The sequence below is a fragment of the Novosphingobium sp. HNCC26DJ243 genome, from assembly GCF_057180545.1.
This window is the reverse complement of sequence record NZ_JBXUGN010000009.1, coordinates 21,343-34,175: the sequence shown is the minus strand read 5'-3', so window position 1 is coordinate 34,175 and position 12,833 is coordinate 21,343. Positions and strand designations below refer to the sequence as shown.

Sequence of the window (12,833 nt, the reverse complement as noted above, 5' to 3'; positions counted from 1 at the left end):
CTGTCATCACGCCCAAGCATGGGCATCAATCGGGCCGTCGGCTCCACTCATAGGTGGAGGAAGGTCGGGGCTCAGACCAGGGCGAGACGTCACCGCCGACATGATCGATAGCACCGTGGTCCGAGCACATCATTGTGCAGTCGGCATAAAAAAGGGACTCAGGAAACCGAGGCTCTTGGCCGATCGCGAGGGGCTTCAGCACCAAACTCCACGCCCGATGCGATGTCAAAGGTCGCCCACTCGGGTTCGTGCTGACACCTGGGTAAAACCACGACATTCAAGGCTTCGGGCCTTTGCTTCGTATGATCGCCGACAGGATCGAGGCCCTCCTTGCAGACAGGGGCTATGACGCCGATGCCATCAGGGAGGAGCTGGCTGCAGCTGAGATCGAAGCCGTCATTCCCGCCAAGAGCAACCGACGCAACCCGGTGCCACACGACCGCGAGAAATACCGTTGGCGCAATCTCGTGGAGCGTCTGTTCAACAAACTCAAGAACTGGCGCCGAATTGCTACCCGCTACGACAAAACCCAAGAGTCTTAGCTCGGCTTCGTCAATCTCGTCTCAGCCCTGCAGTGGATACCCTTTGTCCACGAAACCTAGCAGGTATAAAAGTTCTCTGTCGTCGGGGGCACGGGATCGGCTGTGTTTCAGGAACGCCCAGCCTGCGGCAGCGCTCGATCGCCGCGTTCCATTTGTCGAGCGGTAGAACGCGCCCATGCCGCCGTTGGTCTTGTACCGCCCGACGAGGTTCTTGAGCTCGGTGAACACCGCGCGGCCCGCGGCCAGCATCTCACCTATATGAGGCCAGTCCATGCTCACGTCAGCGATCGCCCCGTCGCGCATATTGCGGCGACATTGCCCAGCGTGTTGGCGAGGAGCTCGGTGAACTGGTTCTCACTCATGACAATCTGGGCATTGCCTTCAGGCACCATCAAGCGATTCTGGTGCGTGCCGCGCAATTTCATGTTGCGGGCGGGCTCGCAGGCGTTATGTCCATGAGCCAACCGGGGCAAAGCAACCTCCCGGTCAGGCTTTGGGACTGCTTGCGCACGAGCCTTGGCCCAAGCGTTGCCTGTCAGGTCCGCTTCGTGCGGATCACAGGTCGTGGGTCCTTGCATGAACGAAACGATTTCCCGCCCCTCCTTCGATGAACTGCTGCGCGTCTCGGCGCGGATCGGTTGCCTCAGCTTTGGCGGGCCGGCCGGGCAGATTGCGCTGATGCATCGCGAGATCGTGGAAGAGCGCAATTGGGTGAGCGAGGACCAGTTCCTCCATGCCCTCAATTTCTGCCATCTGCTGCCGGGACCGGAGGCGCAGCAACTCGCCACCTGGATCGGCTGGAAGCTGCACGGCATGCGTGGCGGGCTGGCCATGGGCCTGCTGTTCGTCATCCCCGGCGCGCTGGTCATTCTTGCATTGTCGATGCTCTATGCATTGGCTGCCGACCTGGGCTGGTTTTCCGCGCTGTTCACCGGGATCAAAGCCGCGGTGCTCGCCATCGTCGTGCAGGCGCTGTTGCGGATCGCGGGAAGGGCGCTGCAAACCCGTTTCAAGCAGGGACTGGCGTTGGCGGCGTTCCTCGCACTGGCGGTGTTCTCGCTGCCGTTTCCACTGGTGGTACTGGGCGCTGGCGCACTCGGCATGGTCGTCGCCTCGCGGCGGCCGGACCTCCTGGGGGTCAAGCCTGTCAGCGCGGCGGCGCCCCCTTCTGCGCGACCATGGGGCGGGACGATTCGCGCCATCGCGATCGGACTTGTGATCTGGGGGTTGCCGCTGGCGGCTGTGTTCGTGGCGCTCGGGCCTGACCATGTGTTGTGGCAGATCGGTCTGTTCTTCTCGAAGCTGGCGGTGGTGACCTTTGGCGGAGCCTATGCCGTGCTGTCCTACATGGCGCAGCAGGCCGTCGACGGCTTCGGCTGGCTTCGACCGGGCGAAATGGCCGATGGCTTGGGTCTTGCCGAAACCACGCCGGGCCCGCTGATCATGGTGACGCAGTTCGTCGGGTACCTTGCCGCGTTCCGCGCACCCGAGCCGTTTTCGCCGCTTGTTGCGGGCGTGCTGGGTGCGGCGCTGACGACCTGGGTCACATTCGTGCCCTGCTTCATGTGGATCTTCGCGCTCGCCCCCTGGATCGAGCGGATGGAGAATGCGCGGGCGCTAAAGGGAGGGCTGGCGGCGATCACCGCTGCGGTCGTGGGCGTTATCGCCAACCTGACACTGTGGTTTGCGATCCATGTCCTGTTTCGCGCGGCGACCGATCTTCAGGTCGGGCCGGTGGACATGCCGGTGCCGGTACTTGCAAGCTTCGATTGGCGCGTCGGCGTGATTGCCGCAATCGCGGGCGTCCTCATTTTCCGCCTGAGACTCGGGATCATGCCGGTGCTCGGCATCTGCGGACTTGCAGGACTGGCGTTCTCGGCGGTCTAGAGCCTGATTTCAGGCCACTTCGACCTGCCGCTGGCGATCGCGAAGCGGCAGGTCGTCGTATGGCGGGTTGAAGCCAAGCGCCTCGTAAAGCTCTCTTCGCAGAAAGGGAAAGGCGTCGCCTGCGTCCTCATGGACGCGGGCGCATTCGCCGAGGAAGCTGTCGCACATGCGGTAGAGGCCGCGTTTCATATGCCGGGGTTCCAGTTGGTTCTTGGCGAATCTGTCTGTCATCGAAAATGGACAGGACGCCCGCAGATTCGCCACTGCAATCGCGCTTCGTCAAACTGTGGTGAGATTTCGGACAGGACGTGGATGGCATTGATCCGGTACAGTGCTGTCACACGACTGTAACGCAGGATGCGCAATGGCCCGATACATGGCGGGAACTGATCAGCGGGCGGAAGAGGGCGGCTTGCCGCCGGTGCAGGAGCGGTTCTTCAATCGCGAGCTGAGCTGGCTCGCGTTCAATCGCCGCGTGCTCGCAGAGGCGGTTAATCCCGACTATCCGTTGCTCGAGCGTCTGCGCTTCCTGTCGATCAGCGGCAGCAATCTCGACGAATTCATGATGGTGCGCGTGGCCGGGATTGCAGGTCAGGTGCGCCGCCAGATCGACGAGCTTTCGATCGACGGCAAGACGCCGCAACAGCAGCTCGGCGGGTTGCTCGATGCGGTCAAGCAGCTTGTCGATGCGCAGCAGGACGTCTTGGCCGGGCTTGCCGGCGAACTTGCCGGCGCAGGTATCCGTTTGATCGACAACGACGCCTTCACCCGCGCCGAGGCCGAATGGCTGCGCGACTACTTCGAAGAGCATGTCGTCCCGGTGCTGACGCCGCAGGCAATCGATCCGGCGCATCCCTTTCCATTCATCGCCAATCAGGGCACCGGCATCCTGTTCCAGATGCAGCGCATTGCCGATGGCGCTGCGGTGAGCGAGATGATCCTGATCCCGCCCGCGCTGCCGCGTTTCGTGCGTCTGCCGGGCGAAAAAGCTTCCTGGATCGGGATCGAGGAACTCGTGCGACGCCATGCGACGTTGCTGTTCCCCGGATTCCGCATCCTTGGCCACGGCGTGTTCCGCGTCTTGCGCGACAGCGATATCGAGGTCGAGGAAGATGCCGAGGATCTCGTGCGCTATTATCGCACGGCGATTCAACGGCGACGTCGCGGCAAGGTCATCCTGCTCCATCTGCAGGATGACTTCGATGCCGATGCCGAGCGGCTATTGCGCGCCCAGTTGCGGCTCGATCACGCGCTGGTGATCAAGAGCCGGGGCCTGCTGGCGATGAGCGGGCTTGCCACGGTGGTCGATGAAGACCGGCAGGACCTGAAATTCGATCCTTACAATCCGCGCTATCCCGAGCGTGTGCTGGAGCATGACGGCGATTGCTTCTCGGCCATCCGCGAGAAGGATCTGGTGATTCATCACCCCTACGAAAGCTTCGAGGTGGTGATCGACTTCCTGCGTCAGGCGGCGGCAGACCCGGATGTCGTGGCGATCAAGCAGACGCTGTATCGCGCGGGGAAGCAGTCGGCGGTGATCGCGGCGCTGATTGCGGCGGCCGAGGCGGGCAAGTCGGTGACCGCCGTCGTGGAATTGAAGGCGCGCTTTGATGAAGAGCAGAACCTGATGTGGGCCGCGCAGCTCGAACGTGCAGGCGTGCAGGTCATCTACGGCTTTGTCGACTGGAAGACCCACGCCAAGGTCAGTCTCGTGGTGCGGCGCGAAGGCGGGGGCTATCGCACCTACTGCCACTTCGGCACGGGAAATTATCACCCGGTCACCGCGCGCATCTATACCGACCTGTCGTTCTTCACCGCCGATCCCCGCATGGGGCGCGATGCAGGGCAGCTGTTCAACTTCGTCACCGGCTATGTCGAGCCCAAGCACACCGAACTTCTGGCGATCTCGCCGATCAACTTGCGCGAGAAGCTGTACGAATGCATCGACCGCGAGATCGCACTGGCGCGAAAGGGCCGACCGGCGACGATCTGGGCCAAGCTCAATCAGTTGACCGATCCCGATCTGATCGACCGGCTCTACCATGCCAGCCGGGCCGGGGTGGAAGTGCGGCTGGTGGTCCGCGGGATCTGCTGTCTCAAGCCCGGCGTGCCGGGGCTTTCGGAAACCATCGAGGTCAAGTCGATCATCGGGCGCTTCCTCGAACACAGCCGAATCTGGGCCTTCGGAAATGGCGCGCGCATGCCGAACAAGCGCGCGCGGGTATTCATCTCGTCGGCAGATGGCATGAGCCGGAACATGGGGCGCCGCGTCGAGGTGCTGGTTCCGGTGAAGAACCCGACGGTGCACGACCAGATCCTCGATCAGGTCATGCTCGCCAACCTGCTCGATACCGAGCAGAGCTGGGCCCTGCATGCCGATGGCGAATATGTGCGGCTCGACAAGGGCGCGCAGCCGTTCAACCTCCACCGCTATTTCATGACCAACCCGTCGCTCTCGGGACGCGGGGCGGCGCTTTCCAGTGGACGAAAAGTGCCTAAGCTTGCGCTGCGGCGCGGCGTGGCCCACCGTGGGTGAGTGACTGACATTCACCAGCAAGGCCGGGCTTTCGCCTGGGACAAGTCCCGCGCGATCATCGACATCGGTTCCAATACGGTCCGGTTGGTGATCTATGGCGGACCGCCGCGTGCGCCGGTCACTCTGCTCAACGAGAAGGTTTCGGCCAAGCTCGGCAAGGGCGTGGCTGAAAATGGCAAGCTTGCGGACAAGCCCGTCGCCAACGTGCTGAGCGCCCTTGCGCGCTACAAGGCGCTTATCGATCTGGGTGGGATCGGGCGCGTGGATGTCGTGGCCACCGCAGCGGTGCGCGATGCATCGAACGGTCCCGCGTTTCTCGACAAGGTGCGTGCACTCGGGCTTGAGCCGCGCTTGCTATCGGGCGTGGAAGAGGCGGAAACCAGCGCCAACGGCGTGATCGGCGCCTTCCCCGACGCGCGTGGCATTGTCGGCGACATGGGCGGAGGCAGCTTCGAACTGGTCGATGTGTCAGAAGGCGCGACGAGCCACGGGGTGACGCTGCCGCTCGGTTCGCTGCGACTGCCGGCCCTGCGTGCCGGCGGTGATCGCACGTTCGTGCGCAAGGTGGGCACGATGCTGGCCAAGGCGGACTGGGCCGCAGAGCCGGGAGTGACGCTCTATCTGGTCGGTGGATCGATGCGCGCCTTCGCGCGGGCGGCAATGGTCCGCCTCGGCTCCCCGCTTGAGGACACGCACGGATTCACGCTTGATGCGCAGAGTGCGCTGGCGGTCGCCCGCCAGCTGATGCGCCGCGGGCAGGTCCTGCGTCCGGTCGATGGCGTATCGTCAAGCCGCCTTGCCAGCATTCCCGATACGGCCGCGCTGGTTTCGGTACTTGTGCGGCACTTGCAGCCGGGACAGCTCGTGTTCTCGTCATGGGGATTGCGCGAAGGGGTGCTGTTCGGTTCCCTGCCGATGGCCGTCCAGACGCTTGATCCTTTGCTGGAAGGCGTGGGCGAGTTCGTCGGCGGGCTAGGCGTACTGCGCGAGCAGGCGGCAGCAACGGCGCGCTGGATGGCGCAGGCCGTGCCTGTCGGAAATGCCGCGCTGGCGCAGGCTTCGATCATGTTGTGTCTGGCCGCCGCAAACGTCGAGCCCAACCTGCGCCGCGATCTGGCGCGCGACTGGGGACTGCGCAAGCGGTGGATCGGCGTGAGCAGCGAGGGTCGGGCCATGCTCGCTGCGGCGCTTCACGCCAATGCCGGTAAGCAGGGCATGCCCGAGGGAATTGCCGCGATTGCGCCGCCCGAATTGCTTGCGCAAGCTCGGGGCTGGGGCTTGGCGACGCGGCTGTGCCGCAGGTTCGGTGCCGGCGCGCAGGCTGTGTTCGAAGGCAGTGCGTTGGTTGCTGACGGTGGCAAGCTCCTGCTCCCCTGCCAGCCGGCCATCGCATCGCTTTTTCTGGACGGGGCGCGCCGCGATCTTGCCGCGCTGGCTGCACATCTCGGCCTTCAAGCGGGCTGATCCTGCGGCTTTGCAGCCCCATGCAAATTTTTGGAGATGGTCGGAAACTTCGTCCACGTTCCCGCGTTGAAACGACGGATGAGACGCATGACTTGGGGGAGGCGACGGCGACAGCGGCCGGCGCCTCCTTTTTATGTCAGGTGAGGTCCGACAGCCCGATCAACTTGCCTTCTGCCGCGGCCTTGTTGCCCTCGCGCCGCAACCGCTCGATATGAAGTCGACCTTCGGGGATCACTTCGTCGGGCAATGCGTCGAGCGACGTCTGGTAGATTTCGGCAAAGTCCTCGGCAAACTCGCCGTGGGTCAGGATCAGGCCCTTGTTCTCGATCATTCCGGCAAGCGTCTTCTGGCCGACTTCGAGCGGGTCCATGCCCAGTTCGAACGCGGTGCCAAACTGTTCAAGTTCGCCAGCATCAGCCGGGGCGAAGCCCGATTGGGCAAAATCGTCAGGACGCTTGAGTGCGCTGGTCCAGGCATTGGTGCGCGTCAGGCCAGGACACATCAGCGACACGCCGATGCCGTGCGGAGCGAGATTGTAGCGCAGGCTCTCCGTCAACCCGCGCACTGCGAACTTGCTTGCGGTGTAGATTCCCGCTTGCGGTCCGGAAAGATAGGCGGCCATCGAGGCGACGTTGACCACATGCCCGCCTTCGCCGTGGGCCTTCATGTGCGGCAGGAACGAGACGAGGCCGTTGACCACGCCGCCGAAGTTGACGCCCATGATCCAGTCGTAATCGGCGTAGCTCGCTTCGTCGGTCGGGCCGAACACGCTCACGCCCGCGTTGTTGACCAGCACGTGGACCTTGCCGACTTCGGCGGCGATCTCGGCAAAGCGCTGTCGATCGGTCACGTCGAGTCGGACATAGCGCGCAGGGGGCAGGCCATTGTCCGCTAGCCACCGCGCGGAGTCCTCGCGGTCCTGTTCCTTGCGGTAGGTCAGGATCAGGTCGATCCCGGCCATGGCAAAGGCGCGGGCAATGCCGAAGCCTATGCCGTTGACCCCGCCGGTGATGAAGGCGGTTTTGCCTGCGAAATTCTTTGCGTTGCCGGTCATGTCGTGGTCCTCTTCCGTTTGGCAGCCTAACAATCGTGAGGATCATCGGCAACCGGCGGAAGTGAAACCCGAACGACTGTGTCAGGCCATCGCCATCAGGCTGGCGTTGCCGCCCGCCGCCGTGGTGTTGATCGAAAGCGAAACCTCGCTGACCAGCATGGCATCGTCGTCTGCCGCAGACAGTACCGGGACAATCGGGCCTTCGAGCGCGGCAATGGCTTTGACCATGGCAAGCGTGAAGGGGCTGTCGCCGTCAACTACGGCGCGGGCAATCGGCCCCTTGGTCTGCCACCCCGGATCGGCGATGATCGGAGTGCCGCCAAGACGTTCGACTCTCGCAGCCAGTGCCTCGAGCCGCGTCTGCTCCTGTGCGGCGACCAGCACTTTGCCGACCGGGCGAAGGGCGTGGATGTTGCGCTCACCGACGGGACCGGCAAGCTCGCGCTCGCCCAGAGCCATTGCCGGGGCAGCGGGCGTCGAAGCGACCAGGCGGCGCAGGTAGAGCGGTCCTCCCGCCTTGGGGCCAGTGCCCGACAGGCCATGGCCGCCGAACGGCTGCACGCCAACGACCGCGCCGATGACATTCCGGTTTACGTAGATGTTGCCGGCATGAGCGCGCGCGGTAACCCGAGCGACCGTTTCGTCGAGGCGTGTGTGGAGGCCGAAGGTCAGGCCGTAGCCCCAGGCGTTTATACGATCGACGAGGTTGTCCATCTCTACGCGGGCGAAGCGGATGACATGAAGGACCGGACCAAAGACCTCGCGGGTCAGCAAGTCGGGATTGGTCAACTCGATGATCGTCGGCGCAACGAAAGTGCCGTTCGCTGTTTCGGCTCCCAGCGGAAGGCGCTCGACCGGACAACCTGCAGCGGCAAGCCGGGCTACGTGGGCCTCGATCGCGTCACGTGCCTCTGCGCTGATGACCGGGCCGATGTCGATATTGAGGCGGTCGGTTGGCCCCACACGCAGCTCCGCCAGCGCACCGCGCAGCATGACGAGCACGTGGTCGGCAATGTCTTCCTGCAGGCACAGTACCCGCAGCGCCGAGCAGCGCTGGCCCGCACTGTCGAAGGCCGAGGCGATGACATCGGCCACGACCTGCTCGGCCAGCGCGGAGCTGTCCACGATCATCGCGTTCTGTCCGCCGGTCTCCGCGATCAACGGAATGGGACGCCCTTGCGGCGACAGTCGCCTCGCGAGCTGGCGCTGGATCAGGCGACCCACTTCGGTGGAGCCGGTGAACAGGACTGCGGCCGTCTCGGGCGCATCGACCAGCGCTGCGCCGATCTTGCCGTCTCCGGGTACAAAAATCAGCGCGTCGTCGGGTACGCCGGCTTCATGGAGAATGCGCACGGCTTCCGATGCGATCAGCGGGGTTTCCTCGGCCGGCTTGGCGAGGACGGCATTGCCCGCCATCAGCGCGGCGGCAATCTGGCCGGTGAAGATTGCCAGCGGAAAGTTCCACGGGCTGATGCAAAGCGCCACGCCGAGCGGGCGTGCCCCGGCGAGCAGGGGCCCTTGCGACGCGTAGTAGCGCAGGAAGTCAACGGCCTCGCGCACTTCGGCTACGGCATTGGCGACCGACTTGCCCGCCTCGCGCACGGTCAGCGCGATCAGTTCCGGCATCGCGGCCTGCATCGCATCGGCGGCACGTTCGAGAATGACCGCGCGCGCAGCAGCAGGCGTCTGGCTCCAGCGTGATGCGGCCGCGATCTGGGGGGCGCGCATAGCGGCCTCGGGAAGGGCCTCGCGAACCATGCCGACGATGTCGGAGTGGTCTGCCGGGTTGCGCACGGGGCGCGGGGCTGACGCGGGCAGTTCGGCCGTCGGTGCGGCATGGCGGACGAGGCGCGAAACGGCAGTGAAACGCTCGGTCAGCCGCGCCAGCGTGTTCTCGTCGGCAAGATCGAGCCCCGCACTGTTCCGGTGATCAGGGTAGAGCGCGCGGGGCAGGGCGATCAGGGGATGCGGCGCACCGGGATCGGCGGCACCGGCCAGGTCGCTGACCGGATCGGCAATGATCTCCTCGAGCGGCACGTCAGGGTTGGCAATGCGATTGACGAACGACGAGTTGGCGCCATTCTCGAGCAGGCGGCGGACGAGATAGGCGAGCAGCGTCTCGTGCGTGCCCACGGGAGCATAGATTCGGCACGGCCGGCCAAGCTTGTCCGCGCCGACAACCTCGTCGTAAAGCGGTTCACCCATGCCGTGAAGGCACTGGAACTCGTAGTCGCCCACGGAAAAGTCCGGCCCTGCCATGCGATAGATCGTGGCAAGGGTCTGGGCATTGTGGGTGGCGAACTGCGGGAAGACCTGATGGCGCGCGGCGAGCAGGCGGCGTGCACAGGCTACATAGGCGACATCGGTGTGTGCCTTGCGGGTATAGACCGGGAAATCGGCCTGTCCCTCGACTTGTGCGCGCTTGATCTCGGCATCCCAATAGGCACCCTTGACGAGGCGAACCATGATCCGGCGTCCAGAGCGGCGCGCGAGATCGATAATCCAGTCGATCACGGCGGGGCAGCGCTTGCCATAGGCCTGGACGACAAAGCCGAGACCGTTCCAGCCTGCAAGCATGGGGTCCATCGCCAGCGTTTCGAGCAGATCGAGCGAGAGTTCGAGGCGGTCGGCTTCCTCGGCGTCGATGTTGAGACCGATGTCGTAGCGAAGCGCAAGCGTGGCGAGCGCCTTTAGGCGCGGCAGGAGTTCGGCGATCACGCGATCCTGCTGTGCACGCGCATAGCGGGGATGCAGCGCGGAGAGCTTGATCGAGATGCCGGGGCCTTCGTAGATGCCGCGTTCCGCAGAAGCCTTGCCGATCGCGTGGATTGCGGCTTCGTAGTCGGCAAAGTAGCGGGCGGCGTCCGCCGCCGTCATTGCCGCTTCGCCAAGCATGTCATAGCTGTAGCGGAAGCCCCGTTCTTCAAGCGGGCGGGCGCGCTTCAATGCTTCGCCAATGGTCTCTCCGGTCACGAACTGCTCGCCCATCATGCGCATGGCAAGATCGACGCCGCGCCGGATCACCGGTTCGCCCGCGCGCGCGATCAGCCGCGTCAGCGCCGAGCCCAGCCCCTTGTCATCAACGCTTGCGGTCAGCTTGCCGGTGACGACAAGGCCCCACGTTGCGGCGTTGACGAAAAGCGAGCGGTCGCCGCCCAGATGCGCCAGCCAATCACCGCCGGCGATCTTGTCGCGGATGAGGTCGTCACGGGTATCATTGTCGGGGATGCGCAACAGGGCCTCGGCGAGACACATCAGGGCGACACCCTCCTGCGTGGACAGCGCGTATTCCTGCACGAGCTGTTCGACACCGCTGCCTTGCGGCTTGGCGCGCAGCGTCTCGACGAGCTTGCGCGCGAGCGCCTCGGCCGAAGTGCGCACGGGCAGGGGCAGCGTGGCTTCCGGCAGAAGAGCCGCCATGCATTCGCGCTCCGGTCGGCGGGCCGCGGCCGTGATCGCGCGGCGCAGATCGGAAGGCTGCGACAGCGGAGGGGCGAAGGCGGCAAAAGGGGTGCGATCTTTCATCGACGCAGCATACGTCCACTGCGAATGGATTTCTGCCCGATTGACGGCGTTAGTGCAGGCGATTGGACTTTATTGGAGCTGCTCCAGATCGTAAGAGCATGGCATGACACTCCCCGATAGGCAACTTGACCAATTTGATCGCAAGATCATCGACGCCCTGTCGCGCGACGGTCGGATGCCGGTGACGGAGCTGGCCGAGAAGGTCGGACTGTCGAAAACGCCGTGTCAGGTGCGGTTGAAGCGGTTGGTCGATGACGGCGTGATCAAGGGCTTTCGCGCCGTGCTCGACATGAAGAGGCTCGGTCTCGATCACATCGCTTTCACCGAGGTGAAGCTTTCGGACACGCGCGAACAAGCGCTGGCCGAGTTCAACCGCGGCGTTATGGCGATCCCCGAGATCGAGGAGTGCCACATGATCGCCGGCAACTTCGACTACCTGATGAAAGTGCGCACGTCCGACATCCGCCGCTTCCGAACCGTGCTCGGCGAGAAGATTTCGACCCTGCCGCATGTGGCCAACACGTCGACATTCGTGGTGATGGAGCCGATCAAGGATCGCGCCTGAGCATCGATCCTGTGGATGGATCGGCATAGATATTACTTGCTTGGTGAATTGTTTGCGAACTTCTAATTGGCAGGGACAATGAGGTCTTGCCCACGGGAGAAGCATGGCCGCCGTTATCGCGGAGCCGGAACAATATCATGAAGAACCTGGATATTCTTGTTATAGGTGCCGGAATCGGTGGCCTGTCAGCCGCTATCGCTTTGGGCGGCAAGGGACATCGCGTGACGATGGTCGAGCGCGATCCCGAATGGTCCGTCTATGGCGTGGGTATCATCCAGCAGTCCAACGTGATCCGTGCGATGGAGCAACTGGGACTGCTCGACAGCTTTCTCGATGCCGCTTGCGGGTTCGATGCGGTAGAGATTTTCCTGCCCGACGGCACCAAGGTCGCGCGTGTACCTTCGCCCCGGCTGGTCGAAGGGCGTCCGGCCAATGTCGGTATCGGGCGTCGCGCCCTCCAGAAGGTGCTGGGTGACAAGGCCCGCGCCGCGGGAGCGGACATCCGCCTCGGCGTGACGATTCAGGCGCTCGATGATGACGGCGCGAAAGTCCACGTGACGTACGCAGACGGCTCGTCCGGCACATACGATGCAGTGATCGGGGCCGACGGGGTCTATTCGCAGACGCGCAGCATGGTCCTGCCCGAGGCCGAAACGCCGCAGTTCACCGGGCAGGCGGTGTGGCGCTACAACTTTCCGCGCGCCGAGGGCCTGGATGCGCTGCAGGTCTACAACGGTCCGACCGGGGTCGGGCTCGTGCCGATGAGTGCGGACGTCATGTACATGTACGTGACAACGCCCGAACCGGACAATCCTCGGTATCCGGTGGAAGGCCTTGCCGCAGCCATGCGCAGCAAGCTTGCGTCATGTTCGCCCGCAATCCGTGCGCTGGGCGAGCAGATCACCGACGACGCCGGAGTCGTCTATCGGCCGCTGGAAGGCATGATGGTGCATGGGCCTTGGAGCCGCGGTCGTGTTGGTCTGCTTGGCGATGCCGTGCACGCAACGACGCCGCATCTCGGGCAGGGTGCAGGCATGGCGATCGAGGACGCGATCGTGCTGGCAGAAGAAATCGGGCGCGCGGACGACGTTGAGGCCGCCCTCAAGAGCTATCGCGACCGGCGGTACGACCGGTGCCGCTACATCGTCGAGAGCAGCCTTGCCATCTGCCACGGCCAGCTGGGCAAGGGTCCGGCTGTCGACAATCACAAGGCCACTGCGGAGATGTTCGCGGTCGTCGCCCAACCCATCTGACTTGTTC

11 protein-coding genes are annotated in these 12,833 nt (G+C 64.2%); 6 read left to right on the top strand and 5 right to left on the bottom strand.

The annotated features are described in order from the left end of the window. The first annotated feature begins 275 nt into the window (after positions 1-275). The gene (locus AC2A04_RS17735) at positions 276-542 is read left to right on the top strand and encodes a transposase (RefSeq protein WP_484213697.1); all 267 of its coding nucleotides are present in this window, start codon (positions 276-278) and stop codon (positions 540-542) included. Between the two features lie 21 nt (positions 543-563). Here AC2A04_RS17735 and AC2A04_RS17730 read toward each other — a convergent pair whose 3' ends face one another. Then, positions 564-791 carry a hypothetical protein gene (locus AC2A04_RS17730; protein ID WP_484213696.1) on the bottom strand — a complete coding sequence of 76 codons (228 nt, stop codon included), beginning with the start codon at positions 789-791 and terminating at the stop codon, positions 564-566. A gap of 26 nt (positions 792-817) precedes the next feature. Further along, positions 818-967, bottom strand: coding sequence for a hypothetical protein (locus AC2A04_RS17725; RefSeq protein WP_484213695.1), 150 nt, complete (start codon positions 965-967; stop codon positions 818-820). Positions 968-1,118: 151 nt separating this feature from the next. Between AC2A04_RS17725 and chrA the strand changes: the two genes are divergently transcribed. Beyond that, entirely contained in the window at positions 1,119-2,429 is a 1,311-nt protein-coding gene (gene chrA, locus AC2A04_RS17720; RefSeq protein ID WP_484213694.1) for a chromate efflux transporter, read from the top strand. A 9-nt stretch (positions 2,430-2,438) separates the two neighbouring features. On the opposite strand, the gene AC2A04_RS17715 is transcribed toward chrA, so the two are convergent. Beyond that, positions 2,439-2,660 (bottom strand): hypothetical protein, encoded by a 222-nt coding sequence (locus tag AC2A04_RS17715; protein ID WP_484213693.1) that lies wholly within the window; start codon positions 2,658-2,660, stop codon positions 2,439-2,441. A gap of 145 nt (positions 2,661-2,805) precedes the next feature. On the opposite strand from AC2A04_RS17715, the gene AC2A04_RS17710 reads away from it, so the two are divergent. Further along, complete coding sequence (locus tag AC2A04_RS17710) at positions 2,806-4,965, top strand: RNA degradosome polyphosphate kinase (RefSeq protein WP_484213692.1); 2,160 nt, start codon at positions 2,806-2,808, stop codon at positions 4,963-4,965. Beyond that, the gene (locus tag AC2A04_RS17705; RefSeq protein ID WP_484213691.1) at positions 4,966-6,429 is read left to right on the top strand and encodes a Ppx/GppA phosphatase family protein; all 1,464 of its coding nucleotides are present in this window, start codon (positions 4,966-4,968) and stop codon (positions 6,427-6,429) included. Positions 6,430-6,565: 136 nt separating this feature from the next. Here AC2A04_RS17705 and AC2A04_RS17700 read toward each other — a convergent pair whose 3' ends face one another. Both AC2A04_RS17700 and putA read right to left on the bottom strand, forming a co-directional pair. Beyond that, a complete protein-coding gene (locus AC2A04_RS17700) occupies positions 6,566-7,483 on the bottom strand; it encodes an SDR family oxidoreductase (protein WP_484213690.1) in 918 nt (305 codons plus the stop codon). A gap of 81 nt (positions 7,484-7,564) precedes the next feature. Beyond that, positions 7,565-11,008 carry a bifunctional proline dehydrogenase/L-glutamate gamma-semialdehyde dehydrogenase PutA gene (gene putA, locus AC2A04_RS17695; RefSeq protein WP_484213689.1) on the bottom strand — a complete coding sequence of 1,148 codons (3,444 nt, stop codon included), beginning with the start codon at positions 11,006-11,008 and terminating at the stop codon, positions 7,565-7,567. Between the two features lie 103 nt (positions 11,009-11,111). On the opposite strand from putA, the gene AC2A04_RS17690 reads away from it, so the two are divergent. Together AC2A04_RS17690 and AC2A04_RS17685 are read left to right on the top strand one after the other, a co-directional pair. Further along, a complete protein-coding gene (locus AC2A04_RS17690) occupies positions 11,112-11,573 on the top strand; it encodes an Lrp/AsnC family transcriptional regulator (protein ID WP_484213688.1) in 462 nt (153 codons plus the stop codon). Positions 11,574-11,710: 137 nt separating this feature from the next. Beyond that, positions 11,711-12,826, top strand: coding sequence for an FAD-dependent oxidoreductase (locus tag AC2A04_RS17685; RefSeq protein WP_484213687.1), 1,116 nt, complete (start codon positions 11,711-11,713; stop codon positions 12,824-12,826). The last annotated feature ends 7 nt before the right edge of the window (positions 12,827-12,833 follow it).

What these genes read in the sequence shown, in the direction of transcription:
- AC2A04_RS17685 (WP_484213687.1), top strand. Translation starts at nt 11,711, where the DNA reads ATGAAGAACCTGGATATTCTTGTTATAGGTGCCGGAATCGGTGGCCTG.
- AC2A04_RS17700 (WP_484213690.1), bottom strand. Translation starts at nt 7,483, where the DNA reads ATGACCGGCAACGCAAAGAATTTCGCAGGCAAAACCGCCTTCATCACC.
- putA (WP_484213689.1), bottom strand. Translation starts at nt 11,008, where the DNA reads ATGAAAGATCGCACCCCTTTTGCCGCCTTCGCCCCTCCGCTGTCGCAG.
- AC2A04_RS17710 (WP_484213692.1), top strand. Translation starts at nt 2,806, where the DNA reads ATGGCGGGAACTGATCAGCGGGCGGAAGAGGGCGGCTTGCCGCCGGTG.
- AC2A04_RS17730 (WP_484213696.1), bottom strand. Translation starts at nt 791, where the DNA reads ATGCTGGCCGCGGGCCGCGCGGTGTTCACCGAGCTCAAGAACCTCGTC.
- AC2A04_RS17690 (WP_484213688.1), top strand. Translation starts at nt 11,112, where the DNA reads ATGACACTCCCCGATAGGCAACTTGACCAATTTGATCGCAAGATCATC.
- AC2A04_RS17725 (WP_484213695.1), bottom strand. Translation starts at nt 967, where the DNA reads ATGAAATTGCGCGGCACGCACCAGAATCGCTTGATGGTGCCTGAAGGC.
- chrA (WP_484213694.1), top strand. Translation starts at nt 1,119, where the DNA reads ATGAACGAAACGATTTCCCGCCCCTCCTTCGATGAACTGCTGCGCGTC.
- AC2A04_RS17715 (WP_484213693.1), bottom strand. Translation starts at nt 2,660, where the DNA reads ATGACAGACAGATTCGCCAAGAACCAACTGGAACCCCGGCATATGAAA.